General features: G+C 65.7%; 18 protein-coding genes. 10 read left to right on the top strand and 8 right to left on the bottom strand.

All coding sequences use genetic code 11. From position 1 onward, the window contains the following. Window positions 1-28: 28 nt before the first annotated feature. The 4 genes from ACSBPQ_RS08705 to ygfZ all read right to left on the bottom strand — a co-directional run bounded on the left by ACSBPQ_RS08705 (window position 29) and on the right by ygfZ (window position 5,407). Window positions 29-2,581 carry a sensor domain-containing protein gene (locus ACSBPQ_RS08705; protein WP_442681803.1) on the bottom strand — a complete coding sequence of 851 codons (2,553 nt, stop codon included), beginning with the start codon at window positions 2,579-2,581 and terminating at the stop codon, window positions 29-31. Beyond that, window positions 2,578-3,471 carry a hydroxymethylglutaryl-CoA lyase gene (locus ACSBPQ_RS08700; RefSeq protein WP_442681802.1) on the bottom strand — a complete coding sequence of 298 codons (894 nt, stop codon included), beginning with the start codon at window positions 3,469-3,471 and terminating at the stop codon, window positions 2,578-2,580. The genes ACSBPQ_RS08705 and ACSBPQ_RS08700 overlap by 4 nt, the downstream gene beginning before the upstream one ends. 47 nt (window positions 3,472-3,518) lie before the next feature. Then, window positions 3,519-4,310 (bottom strand): enoyl-CoA hydratase-related protein, encoded by a 792-nt coding sequence (locus ACSBPQ_RS08695; protein ID WP_442681801.1) that lies wholly within the window; start codon window positions 4,308-4,310, stop codon window positions 3,519-3,521. Between the two features lie 239 nt (window positions 4,311-4,549). Further along, on the bottom strand, window positions 4,550-5,407 hold the full coding sequence (ygfZ, locus tag ACSBPQ_RS08690; protein ID WP_442681800.1) for a CAF17-like 4Fe-4S cluster assembly/insertion protein YgfZ: 858 nt from the start codon (window positions 5,405-5,407) through the stop codon (window positions 4,550-4,552). Between the two features lie 36 nt (window positions 5,408-5,443). Between ygfZ and ACSBPQ_RS08685 the strand changes: the two genes are divergently transcribed. The 10 genes from ACSBPQ_RS08685 (at window position 5,444) to ACSBPQ_RS08640 (ending at window position 12,367) form a co-directional block, all read left to right on the top strand. Beyond that, window positions 5,444-5,617, top strand: coding sequence for a DUF1674 domain-containing protein (locus ACSBPQ_RS08685; protein WP_442681799.1), 174 nt, complete (start codon window positions 5,444-5,446; stop codon window positions 5,615-5,617). Window positions 5,618-5,672: 55 nt separating this feature from the next. Beyond that, window positions 5,673-6,065 carry a succinate dehydrogenase, cytochrome b556 subunit gene (gene sdhC / locus ACSBPQ_RS08680; RefSeq protein ID WP_442681798.1) on the top strand — a complete coding sequence of 131 codons (393 nt, stop codon included), beginning with the start codon at window positions 5,673-5,675 and terminating at the stop codon, window positions 6,063-6,065. Beyond that, entirely contained in the window at window positions 6,062-6,445 is a 384-nt protein-coding gene (gene sdhD / locus ACSBPQ_RS08675) for a succinate dehydrogenase, hydrophobic membrane anchor protein (protein ID WP_442681797.1), read from the top strand. The genes sdhC and sdhD overlap by 4 nt, the downstream gene beginning before the upstream one ends. 3 nt (window positions 6,446-6,448) lie before the next feature. Continuing rightward, window positions 6,449-8,239 (top strand): succinate dehydrogenase flavoprotein subunit, encoded by a 1,791-nt coding sequence (sdhA, locus tag ACSBPQ_RS08670; RefSeq protein ID WP_442681796.1) that lies wholly within the window; start codon window positions 6,449-6,451, stop codon window positions 8,237-8,239. An 18-nt stretch (window positions 8,240-8,257) separates the two neighbouring features. Further along, complete coding sequence (locus tag ACSBPQ_RS08665) at window positions 8,258-9,043, top strand: succinate dehydrogenase iron-sulfur subunit (RefSeq protein WP_442681795.1); 786 nt, start codon at window positions 8,258-8,260, stop codon at window positions 9,041-9,043. 115 nt (window positions 9,044-9,158) lie between these two features. Beyond that, a complete protein-coding gene (locus ACSBPQ_RS08660) occupies window positions 9,159-9,413 on the top strand; it encodes an FAD assembly factor SdhE (protein WP_442684554.1) in 255 nt (84 codons plus the stop codon). Between the two features lie 31 nt (window positions 9,414-9,444). Continuing rightward, the gene (locus ACSBPQ_RS08655) at window positions 9,445-9,819 is read left to right on the top strand and encodes a hypothetical protein (RefSeq protein ID WP_442681794.1); all 375 of its coding nucleotides are present in this window, start codon (window positions 9,445-9,447) and stop codon (window positions 9,817-9,819) included. Between the two features lie 23 nt (window positions 9,820-9,842). Further along, complete coding sequence (locus tag ACSBPQ_RS08650; protein WP_442681793.1) at window positions 9,843-11,084, top strand: lipoprotein-releasing ABC transporter permease subunit; 1,242 nt, start codon at window positions 9,843-9,845, stop codon at window positions 11,082-11,084. Next, window positions 11,077-11,787 (top strand): lipoprotein-releasing ABC transporter ATP-binding protein LolD, encoded by a 711-nt coding sequence (gene lolD / locus ACSBPQ_RS08645; RefSeq protein WP_442681792.1) that lies wholly within the window; start codon window positions 11,077-11,079, stop codon window positions 11,785-11,787. Before ACSBPQ_RS08650 ends, lolD begins: the two co-directional genes overlap by 8 nt. A gap of 118 nt (window positions 11,788-11,905) precedes the next feature. Further along, window positions 11,906-12,367: a DUF6491 family protein gene (locus ACSBPQ_RS08640; RefSeq protein ID WP_442681791.1), complete on the top strand. Its 462-nt coding sequence runs from the start codon at window positions 11,906-11,908 to the stop codon at window positions 12,365-12,367. A gap of 117 nt (window positions 12,368-12,484) precedes the next feature. On the opposite strand, the gene ACSBPQ_RS08635 is transcribed toward ACSBPQ_RS08640, so the two are convergent. From ACSBPQ_RS08635 to htpG, 4 genes are all read right to left on the bottom strand, one after another. Further along, window positions 12,485-12,763, bottom strand: coding sequence for an oxidative damage protection protein (locus tag ACSBPQ_RS08635; RefSeq protein ID WP_442681790.1), 279 nt, complete (start codon window positions 12,761-12,763; stop codon window positions 12,485-12,487). A gap of 17 nt (window positions 12,764-12,780) precedes the next feature. Next, window positions 12,781-13,836, bottom strand: a complete 1,056-nt coding sequence (gene mutY, locus ACSBPQ_RS08630; RefSeq protein WP_442681789.1) for an A/G-specific adenine glycosylase — start codon at window positions 13,834-13,836, stop codon at window positions 12,781-12,783. 163 nt (window positions 13,837-13,999) lie between these two features. After that, window positions 14,000-15,358 carry a signal recognition particle-docking protein FtsY gene (ftsY, locus tag ACSBPQ_RS08625; protein ID WP_442681788.1) on the bottom strand — a complete coding sequence of 453 codons (1,359 nt, stop codon included), beginning with the start codon at window positions 15,356-15,358 and terminating at the stop codon, window positions 14,000-14,002. A gap of 120 nt (window positions 15,359-15,478) precedes the next feature. Further along, a complete protein-coding gene (gene htpG / locus ACSBPQ_RS08620; RefSeq protein WP_442681787.1) occupies window positions 15,479-17,383 on the bottom strand; it encodes a molecular chaperone HtpG in 1,905 nt (634 codons plus the stop codon). Between the last annotated feature and the right edge of the window lie 159 nt (window positions 17,384-17,542).

Raw genomic sequence — 17,542 nt, 5'->3', positions numbered from 1 at the left:
CATCGCGGCGCCAAGCCGGTGACCGGACCTAGGCCAGGCAGCGGGCGAACTCGTCGGGTGTGAGTCCCGGTGCGAACAGGAAGCCCTGGCCGATGGGCACGCCCAGTTCCAGCAGAAACTGGCGCTGGGTTTCCGATTCGATGCCCTCGGCCACCAGCCCCAGCCCCAGGCTGCGCGCAATCCCGCACACCGCCTCGCACACCGCCACATCCGGGCGGTTGCCGGGCACGCCTTCGATCAGCAACTGGCTGAGCTTGAGTCCCTGGATGGGCAGGTGACGCAGGTAATTCAGCGCGCTGTAGCCCTCGCCGAAGTCGTCGATGCTGAGCATCACGCCCATCTCGCGCAGTTCGGCAAAGGTGCGCAGGGTGGCGGGGGCATCCTCGATCAGTACGCGCTCGGTGAATTCCAGTTCCAGTGCCGCGCCGGGGAGGCGGAATTCCTCCAGCACCTCGCGCACCTGCCTGGCCAGGTTGTCGTCGCCGAACTGGCGGTAGGAGACGTTGATGGCCACACGCACCAGTCCCAGCCCCTGGTCCATCCAGTGGCGTACCTGCCGGCAGGCCTTGTGCAGCACCCAGTCGCCGATGCGCACGATATCGCCGGTGCTTTCGGCATGGTTGATGAAGATGTCCGGGCGCAGCTCGCCCAGCTGCCGGTTGTGCCAGCGGATCAGCGCCTCGCCACCGACCACCCGGCCGCTGCGCAGGTCCACCTGGGGCTGGTACACGAGGCGGAATTCCTCGCGCTCCAGTGCACGCCGCAGGCGGTGTTCGATCTGCAGGCGGTCGCGTTGGGCACTTGCCATTTCAGCAGTGAATGCCTGCCAGCCGTTGCGACTGCGGCGCTTGCACTCGTACATCGCCACATCGGCGTTCTGGATCAGTTGCTGGGGTCGCTCGCCGTCGGTGGGCGCGCGCGCGATGCCGATGCTGGCGGAGATGGCGAAGTCATCCTTGCCAAGGCGGAACGGTGGCACGAAGGCATCGACGATGGCCTGCGCCAGGGTCTCGGGATAATCGGGCACCTCGCGGGCATCGCAGATCACCACGAACTCGTCACCACCAAAGCGGGCCAGCAGGCCGCCGGTGCCGATGGCCGCAGCGATGCGGCGGGTGGCCTCGACCAGCAGTTCGTCGCCGGCATTGTGGCCGAGCGCATCGTTGATGCTCTTGAAACGGTCCAGGTCGATATACAGGACCGCGGCCCGCGCATGCGACGGATTGCCCAGTCGGGCCTCCAGGTCGGACAGCGCGGCGTCGCGATTCATGATGCCGGTCAGCGGATCAGTGCGCGCCCGGGTCTTGAGGGTTTCCTCTGCGTAGCGGCTTTCGGTGATGTCCTGCAGGGTGCCGGCGATACGGCTGGAGGCGAGGTCGCCGGGTTCGGTTTCGCCGATCATCCGCACCCAGACGTTGTGGCCGTCCCCGCGGTGCACCTGCAGGTCCAGCTCGAACCCGCCGCCGTATCCGATTTCCGTATCGATGGCCTGCTGCAGGCGCTGCCGGTCGTCGCTGCCCATGCATTGCAGCAGCTGCTCCAGCGTTGCCGGTGGTGGCGTGCGGTCGAGGATGCGCTGCGCCTCGCCGGTCAGGTACAGGCGCTGCTGGCTGCGGTCCCACTCCCAGCCACCGATGTGCGCCAGCGCCTGGGCGCGGTCGAACAGCACGTGGTCGCGCTTGAGTTCGGTGATATCGCTGAACAGGGAAAACACATGGTCGGGTGCGCCGCGGCCGCAGGAGAACACCGGGACGGTGGTGATCGAGATCCAGATCATGCGTCCGCGCGAGCGGTGGTACAGGCCGACGATGGTGCTGGGAATGATGCGGCCCTCGGCAAACGCGCGGGTGACCGGCCAGTGCGCCGGGCGCAGCGGCTGGCCGTGCTCGTCGACAATGATCCAGTCGTCGCTGTCAAAGGGAATGCGCGCAGGGGTGTGGCCATCCAGGCCGAAGATGCGGTGCGCGGCCGGATTGGTGGAAATCACCCGGTAGTGCGGGTCGAACAGCATCACCCCCTTGTCGATGGAGTCCATCAGCAGCCGGTAGCGCGATTCGGCCTGCCAGCGGCGGCTGAGGTCACGCGCAACGGCGACGATGCAGGGCTGGCCGTCGTTCTGGAACACGGCCGAATGCACCTCGACCGGGAAGCGGCTGCCGTCACCGCGCATGTTGGTGACCTCGATCACATAGGACTGGCCGTGATTGAGGGTTTCCCACACCGGCTGCAGGTGGCCTTCGGGCAGGTCCGGATTGAGCAGTTCGATGGGCTGGCCGATGATCTCCTCGCGGCGGCGGCCATAGGCGAGGATGCCGGCGGCATTGACGTCCAGCACGGTGCCGGTGGCGCTGAGGATGCTGACCGGGTCGGGGACCGCGTTGAACAGCATGCGGTAGCGCTGCTGCGCGGCCTCTCGTTGCTGCATCGCATCCTGCAGGGCCGTGTGCGCCGCCTCCAGCACCGGTTGCAGCCCGGCCGGCAGCGGCTGGTGCAGGGCGTTTTCAAGAGCGGCGAGCGCGTCGAGGTGGGTGTCGGGATGATCGCCGTCACCAAAGCGGATGCGCTCGCCGGATCTGTTCATGAGGTCGCCAATGCTTTCCCTGTCCTGCTGCCTGTATCCCGGCCCAGCCGTTCGCTGAGCCAATGTCCTGTGGCGGCCAGGGCCGGCAGGTCGATGCCGGTGACCATCCCCATTCCGTGCAACATATACACCACATCCTCGCTGGCGACATTCCCGCTGGCGCCACGCGCATAGGGACAGCCACCGGTGCCGGCGACCGCCGAGTCGACCACGCGGACTCCTTCTTCCAGGCAGGCGGCGATATTGGCCAGCGCCTGGCCGTAGGTGTCGTGGAAGTGCACGGCCAGCGCCTGCATCGGGATTTCCGCCGCCACTGCCTGCAGCATCGCGCGCGCCTTGTGCGGCGTGCCGACGCCGATGGTGTCACCCAGCGAGATCTCGTAGCAGCCCATCGCATGCAGGCGGCGGGCCACATGCACCACATCGGCCAGTGGCACATCGCCCTGATACGGGCAGCCCAGCACGGTGGAGACATAACCGCGCACCTTCACGCCATCGGCCCTGGCCTGGGCCAGTACCGGTTCGAAGCGCAGCAGGGATTCATCGATGCCGGCATTGGTATTGGTGCGGTTGAACTGCTCGGAGGCGGCGGTGAACACGGCCACTTCCTCCACTCCGACCGCGCGGGCGCGCGCGTAGCCCTGTTCATTGGGAACCAGCACCGGGTAGATGATTCCCGGCAGGCGCCGGATGCCGGTGAAAACCTCGGCTGCGTCGGCCAGCTGCGGCACCCATTTGGGGCTGACGAAGCTGGTGGCCTCGATGCTGCGCAGGCCGGTGGCCGAGAGCCGGTCGATCAGCTCGATCTTGTCGGCAGTGGGAATGAGCTGCTTCTCGTTCTGCAGGCCATCGCGCGGGCCGACCTCGACGATGCGGACGAAGTCGCTCATGCGTACACCGTGCAGCGGGCGGGCAGGGGAATGCGGGAAAGCATGGTTCAGTCCTTTCGCGCCCAGTGCGGGGCGCGCTTTTCGAGAAATGCCGACAGGCCTTCGCGGCCCTCGTCGGAGGCGCGCAGCGCGGCGATCAGCGCGGCATTGGCGCGATCAAGCGCATCGCGGTCGCCACCGGTGGCGCAGACTTCGCGTACCAGTACCTTGGCCGATGCGCTGGCGACCGGCCCGGCTTTGCGCAGCAGTTCCAGCTGCGCATGCACCGCATCGTCAAGCGCTGCGGCGGGGACAAGCTGATGCACCAGACCGATCTCGTGGGCGGTGGCGGCATCGAAATGCTCGCCGGTGGCGAACCAGCGCCGTGCCTGGCGCGGGCCGATGGCGGCGATCACATAGGGTGAGATCACCGCCGGCAACAGACCCAGGCGGCTTTCGGTCAGGCCGAAGCGCGCGCCTTCGGCGGCAATGGCGATATCGCAGCAGGCCACCAGGCCGACGCCCCCGCCGAAGGCGGCGCCATGCACGCGGGCGATGGTGGGCTTGGGCAGTTCGTCCAGCGTGCGCATCAACCGCGCCAGTGCCAGTGAATCGATCCGGTTTTCTTCCTGGCTGGCGCTGGCCATCGCGCGCATCCACTGCAGGTCGGCACCGGCGGAGAACGACGCGCCGCTGCCGGCCAGGAGTACGGCGCGAACCGACGGGTCGGCACCGGCCTGCTGCAGCGCGCGGGTCAATGTCCCGATCAGTCCCGCGTCGAAGGCGTTGTGCAGTTCCGGGCGATCGAGCGTAAGTGTCGCCACGCCCCGGTGGTGTTGCACAAGCAGGGAATTGCTCATCGAAGATCCATCACAGTCCAGAATGCTGCGGATCATAGCCGCGCCGAGGCAGCCCGCCATGACGCGGCGCGGCGATGTGCGTTCGGAAATTGTGCGGCGCGCGCCAAGCATCGGGCGGCTCCGGTGGCGGCAGCGGCTGCTTCGGAATGTCTGCTGACACCGCTGGAGGCGGCGGATTCAGCTGTCGGAAGATGCCGGCCGGGATGCTTGTGCCATCGAAGAACCGGGCGCAGGCGCTATCAGCGAGCCAGTCCGTCCAGCAGTGGCTCGATGGTGACCACCTCGCCACTGATGCCCAGGTCGCCTTCGGACAGTTCCAGTGGCAGCACCGCCAGCGCCAGTTCTCCCGCGGTGCTGGCCAGGGTGCCGATATCGCTGCCGTTGTGGCTGACGCTCTGGCCGGCGGTCAGCGGGCTTTGCGCGCGCAGCAGGGTGGCCGCGCGCTTGGCCTTGCCGAGGAAGTGGGTGCGGGCAACGATCTCCTGCCCCGGATAGCAGCCTTTTTTGACGCTGTAGGCGTTGAGCCGGTCCAGCCCCAGCTGCTGCGGGGTCCACTGCTCGCGCTGGCTGTCGATCAGACGCGGCAGGCCCAGGCGCAGGTCGGACTGGCGCCAGGCCAGCTCTTCCGCCGCCGTCGCCACGACGGTTGCAGGGCCGATCCGCAGGCAGCGGGGCAGGGCGGTGGTGCCGGCATCGAGCTCGATAAGGCCATCGTCGCTCACCGCGATCTGCGCATTGCCGGTCTTTTCCGGAGCGCTGAACGCGCCGGACACGGCCAGCGTCGCATCCACCGTCAACGTCACTTTGCGCCGGAAGATGAAGCCACGCAGTTGCCCGGCCATCGTTTCCACATCGCCATCGTGGCAGACCAGCAGCAGCTGCTGCGGATCCAGCCGTAACAGTTGAAACGTAGCCAGCACGCGGCCTTTGGCGTTCAGCCAGGTGCTCCAGTGCCAGTGGCCGTCGGCCAGGGCGGCGACATCGCTGGCGAACTGCGCCTGCGCGAAGGCCACCGCATCGGCACCGGAAAGGCGCAGGATCTGCGGCTGGGAGAAGGTGCGGAAACCGCTGAAACGGGGGGCGAGGTTGTCAGACACGTGAACGGAGACTAAAATTTGTGCGTTGCGAGACCAATGATGATAGTCCAAACAACCCCCACTCCCGAGACCGAAGCTGAAGCCCCGCAGGCCCCCGAGAAGCAGCCGCTTCCCGAGGAGGCGGCGCAGAAGGAATACGGTGGTCGCGGCGGACTCGATCCGGTGCGATATGGCGATTGGGAGAAAAACGGGCGCTGCATCGATTTCTGAGCAGCGTACAGCCAACGCGGCATCCTGCCGCCCAGCCGAGATAACGAGTCAGCGAATGGCGAACAGACCCCGCCCCCTTTCTCCACACCTGCAGGTGTATCGCTGGCAGATCCAGATGGCCACCTCGATCCTGCATCGAGCCAGCGGCATCATTCTGGCTGTCGGCGCCCTGATCATCGCAGGCGGCCTGCTCGCCCTGATGATGGGCCCTGAGTCCTGGAACTGCTTCACCACCCATGCCAGTGCCTGGTACGGCAAGGTGATCCTGTTCGGCTGGACCTGGTGCTTTGCCTACCACCTGTGCAACGGCATCCGCCACATCGTGCAGGACTTCGCCATCGGCTACAGCAAGCCGGCCTTCATCCGCAGCAGCTGGATGTCGGTGGTCGGCAGCCTGCTGATCACCGCGCTGATCTGGATCTACGTCTGCATGGGAGCTGCCGCATGAGCCAGTTTCGTACCCCGTTGAAGAATGCGCGCGGCCTGGGCAGCGCCAAGTCCGGCACGATGCCCTTCATCCACCAGCGCCTGACCGCCACCGCGCTGGTCGTGCTGACCCTGTGGTTCCTGTGCCTGGTGCTGAGCCTGATCGGTGCCGACTATGTGACCGCAGTGGAGACCGTTGCCAAGCCGTGGAACGCGATCGCGCTGGTCGGCTTCCTGGTGGCCATGTTCTGGCATGCGCAGCTTGGTCTGCAGGTCGTGCTGGAGGACTACATCCACAATTCATTGCTGGCCCTGGCGCTGCAGACCACGGTCAAGTTCGTCGCCGTGCTCGGCGCGATCGTCAGCATCTTCGCGGTTGCCCGCGTCGCGCTTGGGAACTGATACATGTCCGCTTACAACATTACTGAACACAAGGTCGACATGGTCGTGGTCGGCGCCGGCGGCGCCGGCCTGCGCGCGACCTTCGGCTTGGCCCAGAAGGGCCTGCAGACCGTCTGCATCACCAAGGTTTTCCCGACCCGCTCGCACACCGTGGCAGCGCAGGGCGGCATCGCCGCGGCACTGGCCAACATGGGCGAGGACGACTGGCGCTACCACTTCTACGACACCATCAAGGGCGGCGACTGGCTGGGCGACCAGGATGCCATCGAGTACATGTGCCGCGAGGCCATCCCGGCGGTGATCGAGCTGGAACACTACGGCGTTCCGTTCTCGCGTACCGAAGACGGCAAGATCTACCAGCGCCCGTTCGGCGGCATGACCACCAAGTACGGCGAAGGCCCGTCCGCGCAGCGTACCTGCGCAGCCGCCGACCGTACCGGCCACGCCATGCTGCACACCCTGTACCAGCAGTCGCTGGCGCACAACGCGCAGTTCATGATCGAGTACTTCGCTCTTGACCTGATCATGGACGAAGAGGGCGTCTGCCGCGGCGTGCTTGCGCTGGATATGGCCGAAGGCACCCTGCACCTGTTCCGCGCCCACGGCGTGGTGCTGGCCACCGGCGGTTACGGTCGTGCCTACTTCAGCGCCACCTCGGCGCATACCTGTACAGGTGACGGTGGCGGCCTCGTGGCCCGTGCCGGCCTGCCGCTGCAGGACATGGAGTTCGTGCAGTTCCACCCGACCGGCATCTACGGCGCCGGCTGCCTGATCACCGAAGGTGTGCGAGGCGAGGGCGGCATCCTGCGCAACGCCAGTGGCGAGCGTTTCATGGAGCGCTACGCACCGCACTACAAGGATCTGGCCTCGCGTGACGTGGTGTCGCGCTCGATGACCATCGAAATCCGCGAAGGCCGGGGCGTTGGCGAGCACAAGGACCACATCCTGCTCGACCTGACCCACCTCGGCCCGGGCGTCATCGACGAGAAGCTGCCGGGTATCGCCGAGAGCGCCCGCATCTTCGCCGGTGTCGACGTGCACAAGCAGCCGATCCCGGTGATCCCGACGGTCCACTACAACATGGGCGGTATCCCGACCAACTACCACGGCGAAGTCGTGCGCAAGGTCGGCGACAACCCCGATGCGGTGGTGCCGGGCCTGTACGCCATCGGCGAGGCCGGTTGCGTGTCGGTGCATGGCGGCAACCGCCTGGGTTCCAACTCGCTGCTGGACCTGGTGGTGTTCGGCCGCGCCGTGGCCAACCGCTGCGCCGAGACGATCAAGCCGGGTGCTCCGCACAAGACCCTGCCGTCCGATGCCTGCGACAAGGCGCTGGGCCTGCTGGACAAGCTGCGCCACGCCAACGGCGACACCCCAACCGCGGTCATCCGCGATCGCATGCAGCGCACGATGCAGGCCGATGCCGCGGTGTTCCGCACCAGCCAGACGCTGGCCGAGGGCTGCAAGAAGATGGCCGAGGTGTTCGATTCGTTCCAGGACGTCAAGGTCACCGACCGTTCGCTGGTGTGGAATTCGGACCTGATCGAAACCTACGAGCTCAACAACCTGCTGCTCAACGCCGTGGCCACCATCAACTCGGCCGAGCAGCGCAAGGAAAGCCGTGGCGCCCACGCGCACGAGGATTATCCGGAGCGCGACGACGTCAACTGGATGAAGCACACGCTGGTCACCGTCGACGAGAAGGGCAAGTGCAGCTTCGACTTCCGTCCGGTGCACATGTACACGCTCACCGACGACGTCTCCGTCGTGCCGCCGAAGCCACGCGTCTACTGATCCGGGGAACCTACGAACATGGCTGAATTTGCACTTCCGAAAAACTCCCGGATCACCCAGGGCAAGCACTTCCCGGTCAAAACTGGCGGCAAGAACCTGCGTACCTTCAAGGTCTACCGCTGGAGCCCGGACGACGACCACAACCCGCGTACCGACACCTACGAGATCGATCTCGATACGTGCGGCCCGATGGTTCTGGATGCGCTGATCAAGATCAAGAACGAGATCGATCCGACCCTGACCTTCCGTCGTTCCTGCCGTGAAGGCATCTGCGGTTCGTGCGCGATGAACATCGACGGCACCAACACGCTGGCCTGCACCCGCGCCATTTCCGATTGCGGCAAGGCCGAGGTGCCGATCTACCCGCTGCCGCACATGGACGTGGTCAAGGACCTGGTTCCGGACCTGACCCACTTCTACGCGCAGTACGCCTCGATCAAGCCGTGGATCCGCACCCAGACTCCGCCGCCGCCGGACCGCGAGCGCCTGCAGTCGCCGGACGACCGCAAGAAGCTCGACGGCCTGTACGAGTGCATCCTGTGCGCCTGCTGCTCGACCAGCTGCCCGAGCTACTGGTGGAACGGCGAGCGCTACCTGGGCCCGGCGATCCTGCTGCAGGCCTACCGCTGGATCATCGATTCGCGTGACGAGGACACCGGTGCGCGGCTGGACGATCTGGAAGATCCGTTCAAGCTGTACCGCTGCCACACGATCATGAACTGCGCACGGACCTGCCCGAAGGGCTTGAACCCGGCACTGGCGATTGCCGAGATCAAGAAGCTGATGATGGCGCGCCGCGCCTGATCCGGTGGTTTCCCGCAGGGCGTCCGCGCCTTGCGACTCTGGCGGCACCGGCCCTTGGGTCTGGTGCCGTCTTTGTTTCCGCTGTGGCGATGCCGCGGCAACAGGACAGGTGGATATGAGCCCGGAAGAAGAAATCTTGCTGAAGAAGCTGCGCTGGCGCTGCCGTCGCGGCATGCGGGAGCTGGACCAGCTGTTCGGCCGTTACCTTGACCGTTGCTGGGCGTCGGCACCGGCGCAGGAACGCGAGGTTTTCCTACAGCTGCTGGATACCGAAGACGATAAATTGTGGCGTTGGTCCATGGGCTACGAGGCCTGTCCGGATGCGCAGCAGGCGCAACTCATCGCCCATATCCGCGCCCTTCCGCTGTGAGTGGCGGCCGTCGCGCTGGCAGGCGACGGCCATGGGGGTGCTGGGCGTCGCCGCCGCCATCGCGTTGATGAGCTGTGCACTGGCATGGAGCTGGGCGATTCCGACGGGGATTACCGTTCTGGCGCATTCGCTGTGGAGCGCATGCAAGGGGTTGCGACAGCCGCCGCGACAACTGCTGGTGGGTGGCATGCCTGCATCCTCGACGGTGTCGGTGGATGGCCAGGTACTGGCCGGGGTCGAGCTGCTGCAGCGGGGGCCATTGCTGATGTTGCGGTGGCGGCAGGCGGGTCGATACGACAGTCTGCTGTTCTGGCCCGATACCCTCAGCGCCACGCAGCGACGTGAACTAAGACTGGCTATGCGTGCCCATGCGGTTTCCCGGAAGGAAGCGATGGTGGCACCATAGCCGCACTTCACAGGCTTGCCCGCATGTTCAGACCTCTTCCCGTTGCAATCGGATTGCGTTATCTGCGGGCCAAGCGCCGCAATGGTTTCATCTCCTTCATCTCCATGGCTTCCATCCTCGGCATCGCGCTCGGGGTGACGGTGCTGATCACCACATTGGCGGTGATGAGCGGCTTCCAGAAGGAAATCCGTGATCGTCTGCTGCAGATGTCGGCGCATGCCACCGTCAGTGCAGACGGTGCACCGATGTCGAACTGGCAGCATGCGATCGAGGTGGCGATGAAGGACCCGCGGGTTGCCGGTGCCGCGCCGTATATCGAGATCCAGGGCATGTTGTCCGGTCCGCGGGTGCAGGGCGCCATCGTGCAGGGTATCGACCCGGCACAGGAGCCGAAGGTATCGGTGATCGGCGAGAAGATGAAAAAGGGCGAGCTGGCCAGCCTGCAGGCGGGCGAGTTCAACATCCTGCTCGGCCAGGAGCTGGCGCTGTGGCTGGGCGTGGAGGTGGGTGACAGCGTGGTGGCGACGCTGGCCGAGATCCAGGGCACGCCGATGGGCGGCTTGCCGCGCACCAAGCGTTTCAAGGTGAGTGGCATCTTCGAGGCCGGCTACAACGAGATCGATCGTGGCGTGGCCTTCGTCAACCTGCAGGATCTGGAGCGCGTGCTGCGCATGGACGGCGTGACCGGCGTGCGCCTGAAGCTGCACGACATGGACCAGTCCTACGCGGTGGCGCGCGACCTGGCGCTCAATCTCGACGGCTTTTACCGGGTCAGCGACTGGACCCAGCAGAACGCCAACCTCTACCACTCGCTGCGCATGGAAAAGACGGTGATGGGCATCCTGCTGTCGCTGATCATCGCCATGGGCGCGTTCAACCTGGTGTCCTCGCAGGTGATGCTGGTCACCGACAAGCAGGCTGATATCGCCATCCTGCGCACGCTCGGGCTGACGCCCGGCGGGGTGATGCAGGTGTTCATGGTCCAAGGCACCCTGATCGGTGTGTTCGGCACCCTCGCCGGTGTCCTCGGCGGCATCACGTTGACCTTCAACCTTGAGCGCATCCTCGGCCTGATCGAGCGCGTTTTCGATACCAAGCTGCTGCCGGAGGACGTGTACTACATCACCGGCCTGCCAACCGACATGCAGACCGGCGATGTGGTGGTGATCACGCTGGTGGCGCTGCTGATGAGCTTCCTTGCAACGCTGTACCCGGCCTGGCGTGCGGCGCGCACGCAACCGGCGGAGGCGCTGCGCTATGAATGAGAACGCATGGATGGAATCGGTGATCCGCGCCGAAGGACTGGGCAAGACCTACGCCGAAGGCAAGATGCATACGCCGGTATTCGACGGGCTGGACCTGGATGTCCGGGGAGGCGAAACCGTGGCGATCGTCGGTGCTTCCGGCGCCGGGAAGAGCACGCTGCTGCACCTGCTGGGTGGGCTGGATATTCCCAGCGCCGGTGAGGTGTATGTGGCGGGGCAGAAAATGTCGGCCTTGTCCGATGCCGAACGTGGACGCCTGCGCAACCGCTCACTCGGTTTCGTCTATCAGTTCCATCACCTGCTGCCGGAGTTCACCGCGCAGGAGAACGTGATGATGCCGCTGATGCTGGGTGGCAGCGATGCCGCCAGCGCCGGGCGCAGTGCCAAGGCGTTGCTGGAGTCGGTCGGGCTCGGCCATCGGCTGGAACACAAGCCGGGCGAGCTGTCCGGTGGTGAGCGCCAGCGTGCGGCGGTGGCGCGGGCGCTGGTCAACCAGCCGGCCTGCGTTCTGGGCGATGAGCCCACCGGCAACCTGGATGACAAGACCGCCGCCACCGTCTTCGAGCTGATGCTGGAGTTGAACCGGGCGCAGCGTACCAGTCTGGTGCTGGTGACCCACGATCGTGGTCTGGCACGCAAGCTGGACCGGGTGCTGGAGCTGCGCCAGGGGCGGCTGCATGAACTTGCGCACAGCCAGGTCTGATCCGGCACGCCTGCTGAACGGTGGAATCGGGATTGATGGAAACGGCCTCTTCAGCGGCGGATGATTGCCGAGTCACGGATACATCCGGATTTGTCCGCCCGTTGCAAGGAGTTGTGCCATGAAAAATTTGCTTGTCGCGTTGATCGCCGCCGCTGCGTTGGCGGGGTGTGCCACGACGGGAAAGCTCTCCAGTGGTGAGCGCCTGGAGCTGTACAAAGCCCATGCCGGAGAGCCGGTGAAGGATTTCCAGTATTTCGGCAGTCTCAATGGCTGGACGGAACTGGGCGACAGTGCGCTGGCCGTATGGACCCGGCCCAACCAGGCGTGGCTGCTGGATCTGGGCGGGCCATGTCTGGACCTGTCCTATGCGCCGGCGATCACGGTGACCAACATGATGGGCCGTGTCTCGGCGCGGTTTGACCGGGTCATCGTCCACGGGAGCGGGCCCGGGCCGCATATTCCCTGCCGGATCGACAGCATCCGCCCGCTCGACGTGAAGGCGCTGCGTGCTTCGGAGAAGGAATTGCGCGAAGCCAAGATCGCCGAGCGCGCAGCGGAGCAGGGCAGCGAGGCGGATTGAGCCCGGCGTGGCACAGGAGCGGCGCAAACCGCCAAGAACCAGACAAAAAGCCCGCAATCCAGGTGATTGCGGGCTTTGTCGTTCATGCATCCACCAGCGGTCTGGTGACGTGGCCGCTTACGGGTTGGATCCGGGGGCGACGTAGCCGGCCGGTTTTTCGGCGCCGCCGGAGAACAGGAACTTGACCAGCTCTTCTTCCAGGAAGGCGCGGTGTTTCGGATCGCGCGGCGACAGCCGGTTTTCGTTGATCAGCATGGTCTGGTGTGCCAGCCACGCGGCCCAGGCCTGCTTGCCGACATTGGCGAAGATGCGTTGACCCAGTTCGCCGGGATAGGGAACGAAATCCAGACCTTCGGTTTCGCGTTGTTCGTACTGGCAGAAGACGGAGCGGGACATGGCGTATTCCTGTTGGATCAGTGCGCCGGGTGGCGCTCTAGCAGTTTGCGGATCGGTGCGGGCAGGCCGATGTCGGCCAGCTCGGCGGGTGAAAACCAGCGCAGGTCGGCATTGTCGCCAACCCTGGCGGCCGGTACGGCCTTGCGCAGGTGCAGCGGCTGCAGGTGCAACCGGTAATGGCTGAAGGTATGCACGATCAGTGGCAGCTCGCTGGCGCTGTCATAGTCGCCGCTGATGTTGCCGGCGAACCATTCTCGCATCGCACTGTCGGTATCGGCCTGTGGCAGCGTCCACAGCGAGGCCCAGATGCCAGTGGGCGGGCGTTTGTGCAGCAGGATGTGGCCTTGTGCGTCTTCCAGCAGCAGCGCGGTTGCCTCGCGTTCGGGCAGGATCTTGCTGGGCCTGGGCGTCGGCAATGAATCCACCAGTCCCTGCGCATGCGCAACGCAGTTGTCCTGCAACGGGCACAGGATGCAGGCGGGTTTGGAGCGCGTACACAAGGTGGCGCCGAAATCCATCTGCGCCTGGGTGTAGTCGGCCATGCGGCCGGCGGGGACATGGTCGAGCTGCTGGGCGGCCAGCGCCCACAGCTGTTTCTCGATGGCGGGCTGCCCGGGGAAGCCGGCAATGCCGTGAAAGCGGGTCAATACCCGTTTGACGTTGCCGTCGAGAATCGGGAAGGGATCGTTCCACGCCTGGCTGAGGATCGCGCCGGCGGTGCTGCGACCGATGCCGGGCAGGGCCAGCAGTGCATCGAAATCGCGCGGCAGCTCGCCGTCGTGCCGTTCAACACACTGCCGGGCGGCGGCATGCAGGTTGCGGGCGCGGGCGTAATAACCCAGCCCGGCCCAGTGCGCCATCACCGCGTCGTTGTCGGCGGCGGCCAGATCGGCCAGCACCGGGAATGACTGCACGAAGCGCTGGAAATACGGAATGACCGTGGCCACCTGCGTCTGCTGCAGCATGATCTCCGACAGCCACACCCGGTACGGCGAGCGCGGGTGCTGCCACGGCAGGTCGTGGCGGCCGTGCTGGTCGAACCAGGTCAGGAGTTGGCTGGAAAATTCGGGCATGGACTCGCAGGCGATGGCGGTTGTTCTCGCGTCCCTTCTCCCCGCGGGAGAAGGTGCCCCGAAGGGCGGATGAGGGGGTGGCTTCTATCGCTTTGCTGCGCGGGAGCTTCACTCCTTCCTACCCTCACCCCAACCCCTCTCCCGGTGGGAGAGGAGCTTCAGATCAGTTGCCGCCCAAGGCCTCCGGCAGCAGGGCGTCGACGAAGGCTTCCGGGTCGAACACGCGCAGGTCTTCCGGACGCTCGCCGATGCCGGCAAAACGGATCGGAATACCGAACTCGCGGGCCAGCGCGAACACCACGCCGCCCTTAGCGGTACCGTCCAGTTTGGTCACCACCAGACCGGTGACGCCGGCGGCGGCATGGAACTGGCGCAACTGCGACAGCGCGTTCTGGCCGGTGGTGCCGTCGATCACCATCAGCACCTCGTGTGGCGCGGTGTCGTCGATCTTGCCGAGCACGCGGCGGATCTTGCTCAGCTCGTTCATCAGTCCGGTCTGGGTGTGCAGGCGACCGGCGGTATCGGCGATGAGGATGCTGGTGCCGCGCGCCTTGCCGGCCTGCAGCGCGTCGAAGGCGACCGAGGCGGCATCGGCGTTCTGCCCCTGGGCGACCACGGCCACGCCGTTGCGCTCGCCCCAGATCTGCAGCTGGGCGACGGCGGCGGCGCGGAAGGTGTCGCCGGCGGCCAGCATCAGGCTGTGGCCCTGGTCCTTGAAGCGCTTGGCCAGCTTGCCGATGGTGGTGGTCTTGCCGACGCCGTTGACGCCGACGGTGAGGATCACAAATGGTTTTGCGTTGGTGTCGATCACCAGCGGCTTGGCGACCGGCTGCAGCAGCGCGATCAGCTCGGCGCGCAGTGCGGCCAGCAGCGCGTTGGCGTCGGCGAATTCACGCGACTTCATGCGCTTGCGCAGGTCTTCGACCAGCGCGGTGGTGGCCGGCACGCCCACGTCGGCGGTGATCAGCGCGGTCTCGATCTCGTCGAGCAGGTCGTCATCGAGCTTGGGGTTGCGCGAGAACAGGCCGCCGAAGCTGCGCGCGAAGGTACTGTTGCGCAGGCGTTCGCGCCAGCCGAGCTTGCCGGAAGCGGCAGCCGGGGCGGCGTTGGCGGGAATCAGGGCATCATCGCTTTGCGTTGCCGGTGCCGGATCGGTTGCGGCGACTGCAGGGGCGGGCGAGGGCGCGATGATTTGCGCCGGAACATCCGCCTGCGGCGCTGGAGTGGCCTCTACTGTGGTCCGCGGCATGACCGCGGCTTCGCGGATGGCCGGCTCCGGCTGCGCCTGGTCCTTTACGGTGTCGGTGACGGGCGCAGCAACCGGAGTTTCGAGGGCTGCTGTTTCGCCCAGCGGCGACTCGACTACCGGATCAGCGGTGAAGGCATCAGCGATATCGACCGGTGCCGAGGCTTCGGACGGCGCCTTGGGGAACGCTGCGGCCAGCTCCTCCGTGCTCAGCGTTGACGGCTTTGCGGACTGTTGGGCGTCGTCGTTCTTCTTGCGGCGGAAAAAGCTGAGCATGAGGGAAAAAGGCCTGAAATCAGAGGCATATGCTACCACCGGCACCCATGGCGACGCGGTGGCGGATAAACGCGGAGCCGGCGCGGGGCCGGCTCCGGTGGGGTGCTGCGCGGGCGGAGGTTACGCCGACAGTTCCAGCAACAGCTTGTTCAAACGACGCACGTAACCGGCCGGGTCCTTGAGGCTGTCGCCGGCGGCCAGTGCGGCCTGGTCGAACAGCACGTGGGCCAGGTCGTTGAAACGGTCCATATCGGCTTCCGCGTCGAGCTTCTCGATCAGCGGGTGGGCCGGGTTGAACTCGAACACCGGCTTGCTGTCGGGCACCTTCTGGCCGCTGGCTTCCAGGATCTGCCGCATCTGCAGGCCCAGATCCTGCTCGCCGATGGCCAGGATCGCCGGCGAATCGGTCAGGCGGTGCGAGACGCGCACTTCGGCCACTTCCTCGGCCAGAGCGGTCTTCAGGCGCGTGGCCAGGCCTTCCTTGGTCTTGGCGACTTCTTTCTGCGCCTTCTTGTCTTCCTCGGATTCCAGCTTGCCTAGGTCCAGGTCGCCTCGGGCGATGTCCACGAACGACTTGCCATCGAATTCGTTGAGGTAGCTCATCAGCCACTCGTCGATGCGGTCGGTCATCAGCAGCACTTCGATGCCCTTCTTGCGGAACACCTCCAGGTGCGGGCTGTCCTTGACCTGCTGGTAGCTCTCGCCGGTCAGGTAATAGAGCTTGTCCTGGCCTTCGATCATGCGGCTGACGTAATCGGCCAGTGCCACGTTCTGCTCGCCGCTGGCATCAATGGTGGAGGCGAAGCGCAGCAGGCCGGCGATCTTCTCGCGGTTGTTGAAATCCTCGGCCGGGCCTTCCTTCAGCACCTGGCCGAAGTTCTTCCAGAAGCCGGCGTATTCCTCCGGCTGGTCCTTGGCCAGCTTCTCCAGCATGTCCAGCGAGCGCTTGGTCAGGGCCGACTTCATCGAGTCGATCACCGGGCCGGACTGCAGGATCTCGCGCGACACATTCAACGGCAGGTCGTTGGAGTCGATCACGCCCTTGATGAAGCGCAGGTACAGCGGCAGGAACTGCTCGGCCTGGTCCATGATGAAAACGCGCTGCACGTAGAGCTTCAGGCCCTTGGCGGCGTCGCGCTGGTACAGGTCGAACGGCGCGCGGCCGGGGGTGTACAGCAGCGAGGTGTACTCCAGCTTGCCCTCGACCTTGTTGTGGCTCCACGCCAGCGGGTCGGTGAAGTCATGGGCGATGTGCTTGTAGAACTCCTGGTATTCGGCGTCGCTGATCTCGGACTTGGCCCGGGTCCACAACGCGCTGGCCTTGTTGACCGCTTCCCACTCTGGCGTGGCCGGCTTGTCGGCCTCTTCGCCGTGGTGTTCCTTCTGCTGCTCGATCGGCAGGCCGATGTGGTCGGAGTACTTCTTGACCAGGTTGCGCAGCTGCCAGCCATCGGTGTAGCTGTCCTCGCCGTCCTTCAGGTGCAGCACGATGCGGGTGCCGCGCTCGGGCTTGTCAATGGTGGCGACCTCGAACTCGCCTTCGCCACGCGAGGACCAGTGCACACCCTCGCTGGCCGGCAGGCCGGCACGACGGCTGTACACGTCCACCTTGTCGGCGACGATGAAGGCCGAGTAGAAGCCCACGCCGAACTGGCCGATCAGGTTGGAGTCCTTCTTCTGGTCACCGGACAGGTTCTTCAGGAACTCGGCGGTGCCGGACTTGGCGATGGTGCCCAGATGGGCGATGGCTTCCTCGCGGCTCAGACCGATGCCGTTGTCATCGATGGTCAGGGTGCGCGCGGCCGGGTCGGCCTCGATGCGGATGCGCAGCGGCGCGCCACCTTCCAGCAGCTCGGGCCGGGTCAGTGCTTCGAAACGCAGCTTGTCGGCGGCGTCAGCGGCATTGGATACCAGCTCGCGCAGGAAGATTTCCTTGTTCGAGTACAGCGAATGGATCATCAGCTGCAGCAGCTGCTTCACCTCGGTCTGGAAGCCGAGGGTTTCCTTCTGGGTTTCTGCGTTCATCGGTCGGACGTGCTCCATGACAGGTGCCGCGAGAGGATGCGGCGGCTGTCTCCACGGGTATGGCTAATTGTTCCGATTTCAAGGTTCGGGTGGCCCGGCCTGCCGGTGGTTTATCATTCGGCCCTGTTTTCCGTTGAAGGCCGGTTGCGCCGATGGCAC

Source organism: Stenotrophomonas sp. JC08 (assembly GCF_052180205.1).
Classification (GTDB): domain Bacteria; phylum Pseudomonadota; class Gammaproteobacteria; order Xanthomonadales; family Xanthomonadaceae; genus Stenotrophomonas.
This window is presented reverse-complemented; position numbering and strand designations above follow the sequence as displayed.

Coding starts and splice junctions, on each gene's coding strand:
- ACSBPQ_RS08705 (WP_442681803.1), bottom strand. CDS start 2,581: ATGAACAGATCCGGCGAGCGCATCCGCTTTGGTGACGGCGATCATCCC.
- ACSBPQ_RS08700 (WP_442681802.1), bottom strand. CDS start 3,471: ATGAGCGACTTCGTCCGCATCGTCGAGGTCGGCCCGCGCGATGGCCTG.
- ACSBPQ_RS08695 (WP_442681801.1), bottom strand. CDS start 4,310: ATGAGCAATTCCCTGCTTGTGCAACACCACCGGGGCGTGGCGACACTT.
- ACSBPQ_RS08685 (WP_442681799.1), top strand. CDS start 5,444: ATGATGATAGTCCAAACAACCCCCACTCCCGAGACCGAAGCTGAAGCC.
- sdhC (WP_442681798.1), top strand. CDS start 5,673: ATGGCGAACAGACCCCGCCCCCTTTCTCCACACCTGCAGGTGTATCGC.
- sdhD (WP_442681797.1), top strand. CDS start 6,062: ATGAGCCAGTTTCGTACCCCGTTGAAGAATGCGCGCGGCCTGGGCAGC.
- sdhA (WP_442681796.1), top strand. CDS start 6,449: ATGTCCGCTTACAACATTACTGAACACAAGGTCGACATGGTCGTGGTC.
- ACSBPQ_RS08665 (WP_442681795.1), top strand. CDS start 8,258: ATGGCTGAATTTGCACTTCCGAAAAACTCCCGGATCACCCAGGGCAAG.
- ACSBPQ_RS08660 (WP_442684554.1), top strand. CDS start 9,159: ATGAGCCCGGAAGAAGAAATCTTGCTGAAGAAGCTGCGCTGGCGCTGC.
- ACSBPQ_RS08655 (WP_442681794.1), top strand. CDS start 9,445: ATGGGGGTGCTGGGCGTCGCCGCCGCCATCGCGTTGATGAGCTGTGCA.
- ACSBPQ_RS08650 (WP_442681793.1), top strand. CDS start 9,843: ATGTTCAGACCTCTTCCCGTTGCAATCGGATTGCGTTATCTGCGGGCC.
- lolD (WP_442681792.1), top strand. CDS start 11,077: ATGAATGAGAACGCATGGATGGAATCGGTGATCCGCGCCGAAGGACTG.
- ACSBPQ_RS08640 (WP_442681791.1), top strand. CDS start 11,906: ATGAAAAATTTGCTTGTCGCGTTGATCGCCGCCGCTGCGTTGGCGGGG.
- ACSBPQ_RS08635 (WP_442681790.1), bottom strand. CDS start 12,763: ATGTCCCGCTCCGTCTTCTGCCAGTACGAACAACGCGAAACCGAAGGT.
- mutY (WP_442681789.1), bottom strand. CDS start 13,836: ATGCCCGAATTTTCCAGCCAACTCCTGACCTGGTTCGACCAGCACGGC.
- ftsY (WP_442681788.1), bottom strand. CDS start 15,358: ATGCTCAGCTTTTTCCGCCGCAAGAAGAACGACGACGCCCAACAGTCC.
- htpG (WP_442681787.1), bottom strand. CDS start 17,383: ATGAACGCAGAAACCCAGAAGGAAACCCTCGGCTTCCAGACCGAGGTG.